At 35.3% G+C, this 18,224-nt stretch carries 15 protein-coding genes and 1 other annotated feature; of the genes, 12 read left to right on the plus strand and 3 right to left on the minus strand.

Going from position 1 to position 18,224, the window contains the following annotated elements; genetic code table 11:
* Nucleotides 1-41: 41 nt before the first annotated feature.
* The 3 genes from VK90_RS24365 (at nt 42) to VK90_RS24380 (ending at nt 3,875) form a co-directional block, all read left to right on the plus strand.
* On the plus strand, nt 42-581 hold the full coding sequence (locus tag VK90_RS24365; protein WP_048375889.1) for a PadR family transcriptional regulator: 540 nt from the start codon (nt 42-44) through the stop codon (nt 579-581).
* Nucleotides 582-617: 36 nt separating this feature from the next.
* Entirely contained in the window at nt 618-2,381 is a 1,764-nt protein-coding gene (locus tag VK90_RS24370) for an MFS transporter (RefSeq protein ID WP_048375891.1), read from the plus strand.
* Nucleotides 2,382-2,606: 225 nt separating this feature from the next.
* Nucleotides 2,607-3,875 (plus strand): MFS transporter, encoded by a 1,269-nt coding sequence (locus tag VK90_RS24380; RefSeq protein ID WP_048375894.1) that lies wholly within the window; start codon nt 2,607-2,609, stop codon nt 3,873-3,875.
* Nucleotides 3,876-3,931: 56 nt separating this feature from the next.
* Here the strand turns inward: VK90_RS24380 and VK90_RS24385 are convergent, their stop codons facing one another.
* The gene (locus tag VK90_RS24385) at nt 3,932-4,915 is read right to left on the minus strand and encodes a ketoacyl-ACP synthase III (RefSeq protein WP_048375896.1); all 984 of its coding nucleotides are present in this window, start codon (nt 4,913-4,915) and stop codon (nt 3,932-3,934) included.
* Between the two features lie 180 nt (nt 4,916-5,095).
* Here VK90_RS24385 and VK90_RS24390 point away from each other — a divergent pair, with 180 nt between their 5' ends.
* Nucleotides 5,096-5,650 (plus strand): cobalamin biosynthesis protein CbiN, encoded by a 555-nt coding sequence (locus VK90_RS24390; protein ID WP_048375898.1) that lies wholly within the window; start codon nt 5,096-5,098, stop codon nt 5,648-5,650.
* A 484-nt stretch (nt 5,651-6,134) separates the two neighbouring features.
* Entirely contained in the window at nt 6,135-7,394 is a 1,260-nt protein-coding gene (hflX, locus tag VK90_RS24395; RefSeq protein WP_048375899.1) for a GTPase HflX, read from the plus strand.
* Nucleotides 7,395-7,436: 42 nt separating this feature from the next.
* Here hflX and VK90_RS24400 read toward each other — a convergent pair whose 3' ends face one another.
* Entirely contained in the window at nt 7,437-9,077 is a 1,641-nt protein-coding gene (locus VK90_RS24400) for a peptide ABC transporter substrate-binding protein (RefSeq protein WP_048375900.1), read from the minus strand.
* A gap of 222 nt (nt 9,078-9,299) precedes the next feature.
* Between VK90_RS24400 and VK90_RS24405 the strand changes: the two genes are divergently transcribed.
* The 4 genes from VK90_RS24405 to VK90_RS24420 all read left to right on the plus strand — a co-directional run bounded on the left by VK90_RS24405 (nt 9,300) and on the right by VK90_RS24420 (nt 12,962).
* A complete protein-coding gene (locus VK90_RS24405; RefSeq protein ID WP_048375901.1) occupies nt 9,300-10,511 on the plus strand; it encodes an MFS transporter in 1,212 nt (403 codons plus the stop codon).
* 10 nt (nt 10,512-10,521) lie between these two features.
* Nucleotides 10,522-11,439 (plus strand): cysteine synthase A, encoded by a 918-nt coding sequence (gene cysK, locus VK90_RS24410; RefSeq protein WP_048375904.1) that lies wholly within the window; start codon nt 10,522-10,524, stop codon nt 11,437-11,439.
* 78 nt (nt 11,440-11,517) lie between these two features.
* The gene (locus VK90_RS24415; protein ID WP_048375906.1) at nt 11,518-12,030 is read left to right on the plus strand and encodes a GNAT family N-acetyltransferase; all 513 of its coding nucleotides are present in this window, start codon (nt 11,518-11,520) and stop codon (nt 12,028-12,030) included.
* 107 nt (nt 12,031-12,137) lie between these two features.
* Nucleotides 12,138-12,962 (plus strand): DUF4037 domain-containing protein, encoded by an 825-nt coding sequence (locus VK90_RS24420; protein WP_048375907.1) that lies wholly within the window; start codon nt 12,138-12,140, stop codon nt 12,960-12,962.
* Between the two features lie 40 nt (nt 12,963-13,002).
* Here VK90_RS24420 and VK90_RS24425 read toward each other — a convergent pair whose 3' ends face one another.
* On the minus strand, nt 13,003-14,637 hold the full coding sequence (locus VK90_RS24425; protein ID WP_048375909.1) for a putative polysaccharide biosynthesis protein: 1,635 nt from the start codon (nt 14,635-14,637) through the stop codon (nt 13,003-13,005).
* 220 nt (nt 14,638-14,857) lie between these two features.
* Nucleotides 14,858-15,081: a binding site (T-box leader), on the plus strand.
* A 298-nt stretch (nt 15,082-15,379) separates the two neighbouring features.
* On the opposite strand from VK90_RS24425, the gene VK90_RS24430 reads away from it, so the two are divergent.
* From VK90_RS24430 to VK90_RS24440, 3 genes are all read left to right on the plus strand, one after another.
* The gene (locus VK90_RS24430; RefSeq protein ID WP_002171358.1) at nt 15,380-16,717 is read left to right on the plus strand and encodes a sodium-dependent transporter; all 1,338 of its coding nucleotides are present in this window, start codon (nt 15,380-15,382) and stop codon (nt 16,715-16,717) included.
* Between the two features lie 308 nt (nt 16,718-17,025).
* Nucleotides 17,026-17,289, plus strand: a complete 264-nt coding sequence (locus VK90_RS24435; protein ID WP_002171359.1) for a CD3324 family protein — start codon at nt 17,026-17,028, stop codon at nt 17,287-17,289.
* A 136-nt stretch (nt 17,290-17,425) separates the two neighbouring features.
* Nucleotides 17,426-18,067, plus strand: a complete 642-nt coding sequence (locus VK90_RS24440) for a FusB/FusC family EF-G-binding protein (protein WP_025148931.1) — start codon at nt 17,426-17,428, stop codon at nt 18,065-18,067.
* Nucleotides 18,068-18,224 lie beyond the last annotated feature (157 nt).

Raw genomic sequence — 18,224 nt, forward strand, 5'->3', positions numbered from 1 at the left:
TTAATATGATTATTGATTATATACTATGTGGGGGTCTTATTTTGAAGGGAAGAGATGTTGTTTTAGGTTTATTGATGGAAAAAGAATTGTCTGGTTATGATATTAAAATTGTGTTCGAGGATGTATTTACTCACTTTTTTGATGGAAGCTTTGGAATGATTTATCCAACTTTAAGACAATTGGAAAAAGAGGGGAAAATAAAAAAAGAGGTTGTTATGCAAGAAGGGAAACCGAATAAGAAAATGTACTTTATTACAGATGAAGGGCGTGAAGAATTTTATCAATACATGCAAATGGATGTAGAGAAAGATGTTTTACGTTCAGATTTTTTAATGAGGATGTATTTTGGTAATTATAGTGATGGTGCGACGATAAAAAAATGGATTGAAGACGAAATTGAGAGGAAAGAAGCGTATATTACGGATCTTCGTTTGAAATATGAAAAGTGGAGAGAAGGTATTACTTTTGTCGAGGAAATTTCACTCGATGTAGGTATCGCATCGTATAGTGCGCAAGTAGAGACATTGAAGAGAAAATTAGAGCAGTTAGAAGCGAAAGAAAACAATAAAACAGAAGAATGAAAAACACGTTCACAATAAATAAAGGGGTAAATGAACATGGAGCAATCAAAAGGTATTAAGATTGTTTTTTTAATGTGCTTAGGTATTTTTCTTTGTATGATTGATACGACGATTATGAATATAGCCTTACCAGCTATACAATCAAGTGTGAATACTTCATTAGAAAAAATGTCTTGGGTATTAAATGTTTATACAATGACGATTGCAGTACTTGCAATTCCACTAGGGCGAATAGCTGATATTTTTGGGAAAGCAAAGATGTATATTCTCGGTCTAGTAATATTTGGTGGCGGCTCAATGCTTTGTGCTTTTGCTAATACAGGTGACTTCCTCATTTTTTCTCGTTTTATACAAAGTGTTGGAGCAGCAATTTTATTTCCGACAAGTATGGTAATTGGTGTATCAGCTATACCTTTAGCAAAGAGGCATGTTGCACTTGGTATTTTAGGAGTAACACAGGGGTTGTCAGCTGCAATTGGTCCAGTAATAGGCGGGATTATTACGCAAAATTTAGGATGGAGATGGGTGTTCTTCGTCAATGTTCCAATTTGTATAATTGGAATCATTTTATGCTGCATTATGCTACAAATAAAAAATGAAGAACGTATTATCTCAAAAATTGATTGGATTGGACTTATATTAAGTAGTTCAGCAATTTTCTCTTTTACTCTCGTATTAGTGAAAGGGAATGCGTGGGGATGGCAAAGTAATATCGCTTGGTATTGTTATATAATTAGTATTATTTCTCTTGTTCTATTTGTTTTAGTCGAAAGAAAGATTCATAATCCGATGGTGAACTTAAAACTATTTAAAGATAGGATGTTTGTAGGAGCATCTATTGTTGTTGTATTAAGTAATTTATTTTTAATTGGCGTTACTGTATTGCTTCCAACTTTTTTGACAAAAATACAGCACCGAACGGAAATTGAAGCTGCTTTTCTGGTGACACCTATTTCAGCGATGATATTTCTTGTTTCACCATTTGCTTCACTATTAATGAGAAAACTTGGAAAAGTAACTATTATTTTGTCAGGGTTTCTTGTTATGAGCCTAGCATATTATTGGCTACAGATGATTGGAGTAAATTCAACAAATATCGAAATTATTATTCCATGTATGATATTAGGTGTTGGATATGGTTTAGTAGTGGGACCAATTACAGTTTTAAGCGCATCTTCATTTGAAGGAGAGTTATTAACAGCTTCTCAAAGTGTCGTATCGATGTTACGGCAAGTAGGTATTGTCTTAGCGGTAGCGATATTCGTATCTAACTTAACTCACAATTTATCTATAAATAAAGAGAATGTATATCATTATGCGGAAGAAAAAGTACGTAATATTCATGTGGATAGTGCTCAGCAAGCCGAGATATTACAAGTAACAAAAGAAAAAATAGAGAATCAAAGTATAGAAACAAATGTAGAAAAGAAACAAAATGAAACAATGGTGGGGTTAAGTAAAGAGAAAAAAGACGAATTAATTCACCAAAAAGTGAATGAGGTATTAATTGGAGTTCCAGTAGAATATAGAGATATAAAAAGAGAAGAAATTACGAGTCAAGTAACAAAAGAAGTTGAAAAACAAGAGGAGAATATAAAGAAAGAAATAGTCGTATTTTCAAATGATGTGAATCATTATGCTCAGAATCAGATGGCTACGAGTTTTACTGATTTATATAAAGCGAGTGTGCCAATTATTTTAGTTTGTGCTTTAGTAAGTTTGTTATTTTGGGAAGGAAAAGCTTTCAGTAAGAGAAAAGGGGAAAAGGGTAGTAGGGGAATTGTAAGGGAAATAGGCTAAATATGAATTGTATTTTAATGCTAAGTTTCTTCACGAAAGAAACTTAGCATTATTTGGCTTTACTAATAGGAGAGAAATGGCAGTGTTAAAAATGGCAAACTTAAAAAAATATTTAAAATGTAGGAGTGATGAAATATGGATAAATTCAAATGTTTTAAATTTTGGGATTTTGTTGTTTTATAGTACATTAACAAGAGATATTAGTTTCATAGGGAGGTTGAGGAAATGATAGATACAGCAGATGCTTTAATAAGTAATCGTATGTATACAACAGAAGAGCAACAAAAATTATATAAACGAACGTTAATTATCGTAAGCATTTCACAAATGTTTGGCGGGGCGGGGTTAGCTGCTGGAATTACAGTAGGTGCACTTCTTGCACAGCAGATGCTTGGAACAGATGCATTTGCAGGATTACCGGCTGCTATGTTTACTTTGGGGTCTGCGGTAGCGGCTTTCATAGTAGGAAAGCTTTCGCAACGATATGGACGCCGAGTAGGACTTGCAACAGGTTTTATGGTAGGTGGACTTGGTGCTATTGGAGTTGTAATGGCAGCTGTAACTAATAGTATTATTCTCTTACTTGCTTCTTTGCTCATTTATGGTGCGGGTACAGCTACAAATCTACAAGCTCGTTATGCTGGTACAGATTTAGCAGATAAGAAGCAACGAGCAACTGCTGTTAGTATTACGATGGTTATGACGACTTTCGGTGCTGTTGCAGGCCCGAATTTAGTAGGTGTAATGGGGAGTTTTGCTCATTCGATTGGAATTCCTGAACTTGCAGGTCCGTTCATCTTATCAGCAGCAGCTTTCATGCTTGCGGGTCTTGTACTTTTCGTTATGCTTCGTCCAGATCCATTAATTATTGCTAACATAATAGAAAAATATAAACAAGAACATACATATAAAGGGCATTCGGTAACAAATGAAATGGTAGAAAATAAACGGGGCATTGCCGTTGGAGCAATTGTTATGATACTTACTCAAGTAGTTATGGTTGCGATTATGACTATGACCCCAGTACATATGGGACACCATGGTCATGGACTAAGTGAAGTAGGGCTTGTCATTGGATTCCATGTAGGGGCAATGTACCTACCATCTCTTGTTACAGGAGTTCTTATTGATAAAGTTGGCAGAACAGCGATGAGTATAGCTGGTGGAGTTATATTACTAGCTGCCGGTGTACTAGCTGCGATGGCACCAAACGACTCTTTAATACTATTAGTTGTAGCACTTTCTCTACTTGGATTAGGATGGAACCTTGGATTAATAAGTGGTACTGCTCAAATCGTTGATTCAACAGAGCCTTCTACACGTGCAAAAACACAAGGGAAGATAGATGTTTTTATTGCGTTGGCAGGAGCTTCTGGTGGAGCGATGTCAGGTATGATAGTAGCTAATTCAAGTTATGCGGCATTATCATTAGCTGGAGGGGCTGTAGCCTTATTACTTATTCCTGTTGTGATATGGTCTCGGAAAGGTGAATAAATTTCATGAAATTAAAAAGAGGTTCTAGTTACTCCCTAGAACCTCTTTTAATACATTTAACTTAAATCCCACGCTACAATAAGCCCTAAATGCGTAAGTCCACCGCCAAATCCGTACAGTAAAAGTGTATCTCCATTATTTAATTTCCCTTCTTTTCTAGCTAAATCTAAGGCGAGTGGAATGGAGACGGAAGATGTATTCCCCATATATTCCACACTCGTTAATGTTTTTTGAATAGATATTTTTGATTTTTCGCAAATGGATTCAATCATTCGCAGGTTAGCGCTATGTGGTATGAACCAGTCTATATCATCTATTTGCAAATTTGCAGTATGTAATAGTTCTTTTATGCCGTGTGGTACAGTTCGTACGGCCCATTTATATACTTCTCTTCCGTTTTGAACGATCTTTTCATTTGTTTCTAGTGGCGTGCTATTCATAGTAGTAGATAAATTTGTTCTGTACAGATGAATACCGCCTTCACCGTTTGTTCCCATGTGAGCAGCGATAAAACTTGGCTTGTTTTTGTCTTTTTCTAATAAAATTGCTCCAGCACCATCACCGAACAAAATACAGGTCGTTCTATCTGTGTAGTCTGTTACTTTAGATAATGTTTCTGTTGCTACGACTAGTACTTTATTGTGGGTACCAGCAGTTATTAAGCTGTTACCGACATGTAGCCCATAAGTGAAGCCAGCACAAGTAGCGTTTAAATCAAAAGCAAGTGTATGGGGGATATTGAAGTGTTGTTGTATTTGACAAGCAACGCTAGGAAAGACATAGTCAGCAGTTGTTGTCGCGACGATGATACAATCAACATCTTCTAAATTTTTCTTATATGTTTTACATAAGTTTTCAATCGCATTAAAAGCTAAGTGAGATGCATATTCTTGTTCTCCAGCAATTCTTCTTTCCTTCATTCCTGTTCTTTGCACAATCCATTCATCATTCGTATGGACTATCTTTTCTAAATCGTAATTAGACAAAATTTGATTTGGAACATAAGTGCCAATTGCGGTAATGCGAGATTTAGAATTCATAGGAACATCTCCTAACTTATTTTTATAACCTGATACTAATATTAGGTTATAAAAATGTCAATAATGACTTTTATTGTATTGAAACGATAATGTTTAATTTACTATGGAGGAATTTGGCGAGTGACGTAAAAATAATATACGGGAAGCTTCTAAAATTGATAATGAAGGGAGTTGAGCTCCTTGAAAAGAATTTTGCACATGTTGCCTGTTGTCGTTATTTGTAGCTTTATTCTGATTATTTTTCCAGAGAAATCTTATGCTTGTGACTGTATTAAAAAATCTCCAGAGGATGCATTTCAAAAAAACGATGTGGTGTTTGAGGGGAAAGTAGTTGAGGTTCAAAGGAAAGAGGGAGTTGGAACTGAAGTATTATTTGAAGTGAAGAAAATTTGGAAAGGAACAAGTTCTTCGCAAATTATTATATATACAAATGGTGGTGATTGTGTATTTCACTTTTTAGAGGGAGGAGAGTACTTAGTGTTTTCTTCTCAAAGGGGGGAAGAGAAACAATTATACACACATAGTTGCAGTGGAACGAAGAGATTAGATGAGGCAGAGATGGAGAAAAATGTTTTAAGTCATATTGCAAAAGAGTCTGTTCCATCGAAGAAGGTGAATTTAAAAGGGGATATGGCTAACGGTTTAAGCTGGTGGAAAGTTGCTATCATTTCTATAGGTGTGTTATTGATAATTGCTTTTGTTATTTTTATTGTGAGAAAAGTTCGCAAAAAATGACGATTAAAGTAAAAATACAAAGATTTTCTTTCTGTTTCTATAGGTGGTTTAATCTTGTGAAAGCGAAATACTTATGCTACACTTTATGTAACTTAAAATGAACGGAGGGGCTTCCTTTGATCTTAATCAGATTACGTCTCAATACTTTGTGCCGATAATTGAATAGCGCTCAAAGGCTCTGTCTGTGTACAGAGTGAACGGGATTGGTCTGCCTATTTTAAAGGAACCCTTTTATTAAGCTTATATGTGAAAAAGAGGGAGGGACGAATACGCCCTCTTTTTGTTTTGCCTTTATAAATAGAATGGGATAGTATAGGTGAACACTTGTTGTGAATACGTATATTATCTTGGGACTTATTGACTATGAAATAGGATGAAAGCATTGCTTTCTTCTATTTCTTTGGTGAACCCTTATCCGTTTACGAAAACACAGGCAGTGACCTGTGTTTTTTATTTTGCGTAATCGAAATGGAGGAATAAATATATGGAAGAATTATTACAAAGAGCAGTTTTAGTTGGTGTAAATTTAGGTAATGAAAGTGATTTTGCATATTCGATGGAAGAGTTAGAAAATCTTGCAGAAGCTTGCGATGTAGAGGTAATTGGGCAAGTGACGCAAAATTTACAACGAGTAAATCCATCGCATTATATTGGAAAAGGAAAGATTGAAGAAGTAGCGGCCTACGTAAAAGAAATAGACGCGAATATGGTCATCTTTAATGATGAATTATCTCCATCACAAATTCGAAATCTAGAGGAAGATTTAGATTGTAAGGTTATTGATCGCACCATCTTAATTTTAGATATTTTTGCGCAACGTGCGAAAACGAAAGAAGCGCAGTTGCAAGTAGAAGTAGCGCATCTTCAGTATATGATGCCTCGTTTAATCGGTCTTCGTGAATCGTTAGGAAGACAAAGCGGCGGAGTTGGCACGAAAAATAAAGGTGTCGGTGAGAAGAAATTAGAGTTAGATCGTCGTAAAATCGAAGAGCAAATTTCAGTTTTAAATAAAGATTTAGAAGCACTTGTTGCCCAGCGTCAAACACAGCGAAAGCAACGTAAGAAAAATGAAATACCAGTTGTAGCATTAGTAGGTTATACGAACGCAGGAAAGTCAACGACGATGAATGCAATGCTTGAAATATATAATGGCACAGAAGAAAAACAAGTATTTGAAAAAGATATGTTATTTGCGACGTTAGAGACATCTGTACGAAATATTGATTTGCCAGATAATAAATCATTTTTATTAACGGATACAGTTGGATTTGTAAGTAAATTACCACATCATCTTGTGAAAGCATTCCGTTCAACATTAGAAGAAGTGGCCGAAGCAGATTTACTTATTCACGTTGTAGATTACGCAAATCCAAATTATGAACAATTAATTGATATTACAAATGAAACGTTAAAGAAAATTGGCGTGGAAAATATCCCGACGATTTATGCATATAACAAATCAGATATGGTAGATGTTGAAATTCCAAAAGTACAAGAAGATCGCGTTTATTTATCAGCGAAGAAACATGTTGGAATTGAAGAGCTTGTAGAAATGATTCGCTCACACATTTATAAAGAGTATACAAAGTGTGAAATGTTAATTCCGTATGATCAAGGACAGGTAGTTTCGTATTTCAATAATCATGCGCACGTTTTATCTACGAGTTATGAAAACGAAGGTACGAAAATTGCACTAGAATGTAAGACGAGTGATTATGAGAAGTATAAGCGCTTTGCTATTTAATAGAAAAAGGCGATCCTAATATGTTTTAGGATCGCCTTTTTCTTATTCTTCAATATAAGCCCATTTATAAGAGTAGATTCCAGCAAATGGACGAATAACAACACCTTGTACGGTTGGTCGTTCTAAATATACAAGTCCTGATTGGAAAATTGGAGCAATGGCTGCATCGTCTTCAATTAAAATTTTCTCAGCATCTTGGAACGCTTTCCAGCGTGCTGGTAAATCAGTTACTAAAGTAGAGCTCGTTTTTTCAATTAATTCGTCGTACTGTTTGTTTGAATAGCTCATTTTATTAAAAGGTCCATCTGTGACGAACATATTTAAAAATGTTGTAGGATCAGGATAATCTGGTCCCCATGTAGAAAGTGAAATTTCAAAGTCACCATTTCCTTCGCGATCTAAAAATGCTTTTACTGGAAGTGGTTGTAACGTAATTTTTAATCCCGGTAAATTTTTCTCGAGTTCACCCTTTAAAAACTCGCTAATTTTTTTATCGTTAGACTCATCCGTTGTTATGATTGAAAGAGAAGCATTTTGTAAATTTGTTTCTTTTTTCGCAGTTTCCCATAGTTTTTTTGCTTCTTTTACATTTGTTTCTACTTTTACATTACTTGTACTACGAAAATCTTTATTGTCAGGACCTTTTACGAATCCTTTTGGAACGAAGGCATTCGCAGGTATTGAACCGTTATTTAAAATTGTTGTTGCAATTCCTTGTTTATCAAAGGCAAGAGAGATAGCTTTTCGGGCATTTTTATTTGCTAGTAAAGGATTCTTCTGACTAAAACGGAAAAATGTCATGGAAGGGCGTTCCATTTTCTTTAAGCTAGGATCCTTTTGGTATTTGTCGACAAACTCTGAATTAATCGTGATACGGTCTACTTGTTTACTTTCGAATAAATTAACAGCTGTTGAAGTATCTTTCACTATATTTACATTAATTTCATTCAATTTCACATTTTTATTATCCCAGTAATTTGGATTCTTCGTCATTTTGTAACTCGTATCATGTTTCCATTCACTTAATTGGAACGGCCCGTTATAAACTACATTTGCAGCTTCAAGTCCGTAATTTTTCCCTTGAGCTTCTACTACTTTTTTGTTTTGAGGATAAAATGTTGCAAATCCCATTAAACCTAAAAAGTATGGAACAGGGTGCTCTAACTGTACTTCTAACGTGTTATCGTCAATTGCTTTTACACCGAATGAATCGATTGGCAATTCTTTTTTATTTATTTTTTCAGCGTTTTTAATATCGAACATGATGTGTGCATATTCAGAAGCAGTTTCCGGATTTACGGCGCGCTTCCATGCGTATTCAAAATCATGAGCGGTGACTGGATCACCATTTGACCATTTTGAATCGTGTAATTTAAATGTGTATGTTTTTCCGTCTTCACTTAGTTTGTATGATTCAGCAGCCGCAGGAACAGGTTTGTTATCAGGTCCAGGCATATATAATCCTTCCATTACGTTGTTTAAAGCAGCGTAAGAAAGCCCATCGGTTGCGATAGATGAATCGAGTGTAGAAATTTCCCCAGATTCTACAATGTTTAATACTTGTTGTGACGATTCCTTTTTCTTTTTTTCAGTAGTTGTTGCCTCATGTTTTTGACCACATGCTGTCAAAAACATAGATAATGTGATTGAGAGTGCAACGATTCCTTTTGTTTTTTTCTTCATAGTTGACATCCTTCCCTTCATCTCTGCCTTAGTATAAAAGAAAATATAGAAAATTTCTATAAATAAATCCGATAAAACATATAGAAAAAATATATTTTATGAGAAGTTGTATTTCTGGAAAAAGAAATGAAACCAGTATAGAATAGAAATGTTTCAAAACTCAGAATTTATTACACTTACTGTAATAAATATATATTTTGTACAGGAAGGAGAGATTCATATATGCAGGCAGTTTCACAAAAAAATGCAGTAGAAACACCGACAATATACCGTATACTATTTGCAATTAGTTTCGGACATTTTTTAAATGATTCGATGCAAGCGGTTGTGCCGGCGTTGTTTCCTATTTTGGAAAAAACGATGAATTTATCCTATATGCAAGTAGGATGGATTGCGTTTGCATTAAATATGACGTCATCGATTATGCAGCCGGTTTTTGGTATGTATTCGGATAAGAAGCCGTCACCATTCTTATTACCGCTCGGTATGTTTTCGAGTATGCTTGGGATGATTGGACTCGCATTTGCACCGAATTTTATTATTGTTATTATTTCTGTTTTATTTATTGGATTAGGTTCTGCAGTCTTTCATCCAGAAGGTGCCCGAGTTGCTTATATGGCAGCAGGTACAAAACGAGGTTTAGCACAAGCGATTTATCAAGTGGGAGGAAATACAGGGAACTCTCTAGCACCTATTTTTACAGCGCTCATTTTCGTTCCGCTCGGTCAAATTGGTTCTCTTGGTTTTACTGCTTTCGCAGCGGTAGGGATTGTATTGTTAATCTTCGTTTCAAATTGGTATAAAAATGAATTAATGAATGGCGCTGTAAGAAGAAAGAAACGAGCTGCGCTTGAGGCTGAAAATGCGATTGTAAGTACGCACATTAAATTTGTTATTTTGCTTCTTGTTTTTCTAACATTCGTACGTTCTTGGTACGGTGCTGGTATCGGGAATTTCTATCAATTTTATTTAATAGAACATTACGGTTTATCTATAAAAAATGCACAGTATTTCGTCTTTGCTTTTATGATTGCAGGGGTGTTAGGGACTTTCTTCGGTGGTCCGTTAGCAGATCGATTCGGTAAGAAAAAGATAATTGTATTTTCAATGCTCGGTTCAGCGCCGCTTGCACTTTTATTACCTCACGTTTCGCTCGTGTGGGTTGTACCGTTATTTTTATGTATCGGTTTTATTAGTTCAAGTAGTTTTAGTGTAATTGTTGTCTATGCGCAAGAGCTTGTTCCTGGAAAAGTAGGGATGGTATCAGGATTAATTGTAGGCCTTGCGTTTGGTCTTGGAGCATTAGGTGCTGTAGTTCTTGGGAAATTGGCTGATATGTATAGTCTTCAGTTTATTATGCTATTATGTAGCTGTTTACCATTAATTGGACTGACTTCATGGTTACTGCCAAATGATAAGAAAACGATAGAATAGGGGATGCGCTATGAAATTATGTGAAAACATTACAGAATTAATAGGAGATACACCTGTCGTCCGATTATCTAAATTTATTCCAGAAGACGCAGCGGATGTGTATGTAAAACTGGAAATGTTTAATCCGTCGCGGAGTGTGAAAGACCGTGCTGCTTATAATTTACTTCATGCTGCTGAGGAAAATGGACTTATAAAACCTGGTGATACAATTATTGAACCGACAAGTGGAAATACAGGAATTGGTTTAGCGATGAATGCAGCTGCTAAAGGATATAAAGCTATTTTAATTATGCCAGATAATATGTCAAAAGAGCGTATTAATTTATTGAAAGCATACGGAGCAGAAGTAGTTTTAACACCAGCTGAACAAAGAATGCCAGGAGCAATTGCGAAGGCGGTAGAGTTACAAAAACAAATACCGAATAGTTTCATTCCACAGCAATTTGAAAACCCAGCAAATCCGAATATTCATCGTTATACGACTGCACTTGAAATTTATGAACAAATGGATGGAGAGCTTGATGCATTTGTAGCAACGGCAGGAACGGGTGGAACAATTACGGGGACAGGTGAAACGTTAAAAGGGAAACTACCCAACTTATATATTGCAGTAGTAGAACCGAAAGGATCACCAGTTTTATCTGGTGGTGTTCCAGGCCCTCATAAACTAGTAGGAACAAGTCCTGGTTTTATTCCAAAAAACTTAAACACAGAAGTGTATAACGAAATTATTCAAATTGCAGATGAAGAGGCATTAACTACTATGAGAAACTTAGCAAGACAAGAAGGCTTATTAGTAGGACCATCTTCAGGAGCTTCTGTTTACGCTGCGATAATGATAGCGAAACGTTTAGGCACTGGCAAAAAAGTTTTATGTATTGCACCAGATACAGGTGAACGTTATTTGAGTATGGGATTATTTGAATAAAAACGATAGAAACACCTTAATGGTGCAATAGCCACTATTAAGGTGTTTGTTTTAGGTTATTAAGAGAGGTGAAGGACGATGAAACTATTGAAACCGAAATATGAATATAGAGAACAAATTATGGAGTATAGGCAGGCATTTTCTAATTCAGGAGAACAACCACACGGTAGTTGTTCTTTACAAAATTTTGATTCATTTGATGAATGGTTTGAAAAAGTGAGTATACAAGAAGTAGGAGAAAACTTACCATCTAATCGAGTGCCGTCTAGTCAGTTTTTAAGTGTTGAGAATGGAAAATTAATAGGTTTTGTGAATATTCGACACAGGTTAAATCCAGAGTTATTGTTGGAAAGTGGTCATATTGGGTATAGTATTCATCCCGATGAACGTCGAAAGGGATATGCTACTAAACAACTTCAACTTTCATTAGCTGAAGCGAAAAAATTAGGTTTGAAGAAAGTGTTAATAACTTGTGATAAAGCGAATGTTGGTTCGGCTAAAACAATTCAAAAGGTTGGCGGTGTGTTAGAGGATGAAGTTGTTTCTTCTAATTCTGATGAAATTGTGCAGCGTTACTGGATAGAAATATGATTGAGTTAATTTTGAAAAGGTGAAAGTGGTAAAGGGAATATAAGATGTAATATCTAAATAGATAAATGTAAATAAAGGAGAATGATCTAGCTTTAGGGGGAAATGAAATGGGATTAAAAGAGAAAGCGATAGAAATGTCGGAGATTTATAGGGAAAATCCGAAAGTTGAAGCTATTATTTTAGCAGGCTCTGTAGCGAGAAAATTAGAAGATGAACATTCAGATATTGAATTGCATATATTATGGTCATCACCACCAGAGGATGAGGATCGTCAAGGGCCTATTAACAATATTGGTGGAACGATTTTATCATATCATCCTTACGAGGAAGAAGAATGGTCGGAAACATATTTGACGAAAGAAGGAATTAAACTAGAGATTAGTAATTTTTTAACAGTGACAGTAGAAAAGGTTATTTCAGAAGTTGTAGAGCAGTATGATATAAATTATGAGAAACAATGTATTGTATCATCGGTTCATGATGGTGTGAGTTTGTATGGAGAAGTGAAAGTGAATGAATTAAAAGATAGAGTATCGGCATATCCAGACGAACTAGCGAAACGAATGATTTCAGAAAATCTATGGTTAAGTAATCGTTGGCATAATCGCAAGGCACTTTTGAAGCGGAAAGATTGGCTTATGCTTTATGATATTATTTGTGAAGTACAAAGAAATATATTTGGGGTCTTATTTGGTCTGAATAGAATGTATGTGCATCATCCTGCATTTAAATGGATGCCATATAATGTGGAACGAATGACTATTAAACCTGAAGATTTATATGAGCGTATGGCGGACACGTTAATAGGGAATCCGGAATATAGTGTGAAGGAGTTAGAAGTGTTAATAGGGGAAGTATTACATTTGGTAGAAAAATATAATCCGGAATTAAATATTGCTGAACAACAAAAACGTATTCAATATGCGAAGTGAAAAACAAGAGATGTAACAACGAGTTACATCTCTTGTTTATTTATTTTACTAATTTCCCTAGTACGGGTAAACGTTGAATACGATCACCGAGAATATGAGAAGCAAGTCCGCTCGTTAATACGAATAAAAGATAAACAAGTCCTCCTGCTGCTGCGCATATAAACACAATAATCAGTGATTCTATATAAGATTGGCCAGGAATAATCCAACTTATAAATGCTCTTAATGCAATTACAACAGCAGACATTGCTGCGGAGTATATCGTAATAAGAAATACTGTTTTTGTTGTTTCACCAATTTTGAATTTCGCAAACTTAATGATGCAGTACAACATAATAATATTTGAAACGAGATATCCAAGAATTGTGCCGAGTACAGCACCGTGTCCGCCAAATAAATGTAAGAGCGGTGTATTCACTAAAACCTTAACGAGGATACCGACTGAGAATGCAATCATTGTTTTTCTTTGATAATCAATTCCTTGTAATATAGCTGCGGAAACTGTGAAAATCGCACTTAATATAGCAGAAGGTGCAAATGAAATTAAATATTGCGATCCCCCAAGTGCAATTTCAGGATTTACATAAACCATGCGGAATGCATCGTAAGCGATACTAGCTAAACCGAATGCGGCTGGGATAGTGAAGAATAACAATACTTGGAATATCTTTGAAATTTGTTCTTGTAATTCATCTAGCTTCCCGCTTGTATAAGATTTCGTAATAGCTGGAATTATCGTTAATGAGAATCCAGTTGCAAGTGAAGCTGGAATCATAATTAACTTTTGGGCATAGTTCGTTATATAAGCGAAGACTGCATTCGCGGTTTCTAAAGGCTCTCCCATCGCTCTAAGGACATCAGCGACTGTATATTGATCTACTAGCGTATAAAGTGGAATCGCAATACCGACAAATACAATTGGAATTGCATATCGAAGTAATTCCATATAAATATTTTTTAACGGAATATCGGATGCTCTTGACTTTAGCTCGCCTTCAGGAGGTTTTAATCCATTATATTTTTTCCAGTACAGCATTAAAATTGAGACGCTGGCAAGTGCCCCGATAACAGCGCCAAATGTAGCAACTGCAACAGAAGAGGCTACTGAACCTCCTAATAGTTTTGAGACAATAAAACTACCAACTAAAATGAAAACGACACGTGCGATTTGTTCTACGACTTGAGAAACAGCACTTGGTTTCATATGTTGAAAGCCTTGGAAATAACCACGTGTAACACTCATAGCTGGTACGATAATAAGCGCGAAACTTAATGCTCGCATCGTAAGCGTTACGTCGGCGATAAATTGTGGATCTGGCGTTTTTGAACGAATAATAAATTGTGATATGTATGGTGCTCCAATAAATAAAATTAAAAATCCTAAAAAGCCCATAAACAGCATCAATTTTACGCTAGAGTTGTATAATTTTTTACTTGTACTATAATCACCAAGCGCATTATGTTTTGCAACAAATTTGGAGACGGCAATAGGAATACCAGCTGTTGAAAAACTTAATAAAATACCGTACCAAGAGTATGCATATCCGTATAAAGCGACCCCTTGCGTTCCAACTAATAATTGAAAAGGGAAGAAGTATATAAAACCTAAAGTTCGTGAAATCATTGTTGCACCACTTAATAAAGCAGTGCCTTTTAAAACTTTTGAAGTAGACAAAATCCTTTCCTCCTACTCGTGCTGTCTTGCATTCATCGTATACTACTATAAACCCGCTAGAGAAGTTAATACAGTATAAACCATAAATGTTCTAATACTATTCATACAAAAGTCATATTTTGAATTTTTAAATAGAATGTAATACATAAAAATTCAAAATATGAGTTGACACTATTTTTAATGTATGATAAAAATGATAGTAATCAATTCGGAAAATAATATTTGGGCAATGAAAGGGTATAGTAGTGAAAATCTCCCTATTTCAGAGAGCTGATGGTTGGTGTGAATCAGTATATAGATTATTCATGAAGTTCGTCCTGGAGCATCTTTCATAAATCTTACATTGTGAGGAAATGAAAGACGGTAGTGCATACCGTTATCAAATAAAGTGGTGAAGATTTTTTTCACAACTAGGGTGGTACCGCGATATATATCGTCCCTACGTATTTACGTAGGGACGTTTTTTATTTAGGTCTTACTTAGTTGTGTCTTCATAACTAGGGTGGTACCGCGATATTTTATCGTCCCTACGTATTTACGTAGGGGCGTTTTTATTTAGGTCCTACTTTTGGTGTATCTTCATAACTAGGGTGGTACCGCGATATTTTTGTCGTCCCTACGTGTTTACGTAGGGGCGTTTTTTTATTAGGGAGGAAGGGAGTGTATTAGAAAATAGTATTGATAGAACAATATAAATACCGAATTGTAAAACAGAAAAAAGATAAAGAGAGGAGATAAACAAATGAATTCACAGCAATGGACATCGAAATTAGGCTTCATATTAGCTGCAGCAGGTTCAGCAATTGGTCTTGGGGCGATTTGGAAATTCCCGTATATGGCCGGCATCGGAGGAGGCGGCGCGTTCTTCCTTATTTTCATTGGTTTCACATTATTAATTGGTTTACCGCTATTATTAGCCGAATTCGTTATTGGAAGAAGTACACAAAAAGAGGCCGTTGATGCGTACAGAGAAATTGCGCCTAAAACGCTATGGCCGTGGTTAGGTAAGTTGGGGATTGTAACATGTTTCATATTACTTTCTTTCTACAGTGTTGTAGGAGGTTGGATTATATTATATTTATGGAATGCAATTACAGGTAGACTATGGGAAGGAAATGGGGCATACGAAGCGACGTTTGGTGAAATCATTTCCAATCCGTATTTAGCGGTTGGATCACAGCTATTATTCATCCTTATTACTATTTTTATCGTAAGTAAAGGTGTACAAAATGGTGTTGAAAAAGTAAATAAATATTTCATGCCAGCACTATTCGTTTTATTCTTTGTATTAATTGTTCGTGCACTTACATTAGACGGTGCTGGAGAAGGAGTTCGCTTCTTCTTGCAACCTGATTTCTCAAACGTAACGTCAGAAATTATTTTATATGCAATGGGGCAATCGTTCTTCTCGCTATCTGTCGGTGTAGCTGTTATGGTAACGTATAGCTCATACTTACCGAAAGAAGAAAGTTTACCGCGTTCAGCATTTTCTATTGTAGCTTTGACGCTTGTTATTACATTACTTGCAGGACTTGCAATTTTCCCAGTTGTGTTCGCATTTGGAATGGAACCATCTCAAGGACCGGGGCTATTATTTATCGTATTGCCAGCTATTTTTAGTAAAATGGCGTTCGGAAAATTATTCTTCATCGTTTTCTTATTACTATTCTTCTTTGCTACTATTACATCAGCAATTTCGATGTTAGAAATTAGTGTTGCGTCATTAACATCAAAAGGTAAAGGGAAACGCGAAAAAATGGCCTTAATAGTTGGGTTATTAATCTTCGTTGTTGGTGTACCATCAGCATTATCATTCGGGATTTTAAGTGATCTCAAGATTTTTGGAAAGACTGTCTTTGATTTAGCAGATTATGCGGTTAGTAACGTATTAATGCCACTAGGCGTATTACTGGTTTCCATCTTCGTTCCTTTAAAAATGAAGAAAGATGTATTAATGAAAGAGCTTGGCGTAAGTAAAAATAAAGGCTATAAACTATTCGTATTATGGTTATTCTTACTTCGCTATATTGCACCAATTGCGATTATTATCGTATTCCTAAATGTATTAGGAATCATTTAATCTAAAGCGCTAGTCTATCGTTTTAACGAAAGGCTAGCGCTTTTTCTTTAAGAAAGCATGGAAGGTGCAAGGTGAGAGGATTTGTCATATAATAAAATGCAAAAGGTATATTAGGAGGTGTTTATATGGCGATTATAATTCAATTGCCAGACACTGCAACGTCTCATGCAAAGCCAAGTATGGAAATGGCGATACTTTGCGTGAGGTAGACAAGTAATATACAATCGCCCAAATGAGCTCGTATCATTTTTTATATTTGGCTTTGCACCTTATTGAAATGAACCATAAAAAATAAGGGGCGAGCAGAAATGAAATACGTAAAAGCTGCGACTGTTTTACCAGAAAGTTTAATTATTGAAATTCAAAAGTATGTACAAGGTGAAACAATTTACATTCCAAAACAAGAAACGGAACATTATAAATGGGGTACACAATCTGGAGGAAGAAAGCAATTAGATGAACGAAATAAAGCAATTAAGGATGCGTTTAAAAGTGGAATTGCTATTCATCAACTTGCTGAAAAGTATTTTCTGTCCGGGGAAACGATTAAGAAAATCGTGTATTCTAAATAAGGAAGCCGCCTCTAATGGGAAACCTAGAGGCGGTTTTGTTATGTAAAGTTCTTTTGTAAATCGTCTTTTACATACCGTAAAACATGATTATTGTATACAATGATACTAGATCAACAATTTGTATGGAGTGATAAAGATGGAAGCTTTTATTAGAAGTGATCAATATAATTTTATAAAATCACAAGCTTATATTTTAGCAAATGGACATGCGACAGCAAATGATCGAGGGGTTATTGCGGCACTGAAATCTCTTGCTATTGAAAAAGTGCTAAATGTCTTTGAGAATTTGGCTACCGAACAAAAAGAGTTAATTGATATGGTATTAACAGTCGAAAATAGAGAAGATGCAGAATCATTTTTACTGAAAATAAATCCGTATGTAATTCCGTTTCAGGAAGTTACAGCACAAACGTTAAAAAAATTATTCCCTAAGGCAAAAAAATTAAAACTTCCTGATATGGAAGAAATCAATATGAAAGAAATATCTTATTTGGGCTGGATTGATAAAGGCTCGAGCAGGAAATTTATTATAGCGAAAAACAATAAAAATAAGTTTGTTGGCCTACAAGGAACATTCCAAAGTATAAATAAAAAAAGTATTTGTTCATTATGTCATGGGCATGAAGAAGTAGGAATGTTCTTAGTTGAGATAAAGGGTGATGTACCGGGAACTTTCGTTAAAAAGGGGAATTATATTTGTAAAGATAGTGTAGCTTGTAATCATAATATGAAATCACTTGATAAGTTGAACGATTTTATTGAGAGATTGAAAAAGTAATTCTAGAAATAAGTATGCATTACAATGGAGCCTTCAGGAAATGAACTGGAGGTTTTTTCATGTTTATTGGAGAAAGGTATTTCTGTGGAAAAATAAAAGTGAGGTGAGGACAGATAATGTCAGCTAAGAAAAGAAGGGTGATAAATGAATTAAAGCT

This window comes from Bacillus sp. LK2 (genome assembly GCF_001043575.1).
Classification (GTDB): domain Bacteria; phylum Bacillota; class Bacilli; order Bacillales; family Bacillaceae_G; genus Bacillus_A; species Bacillus_A paramycoides.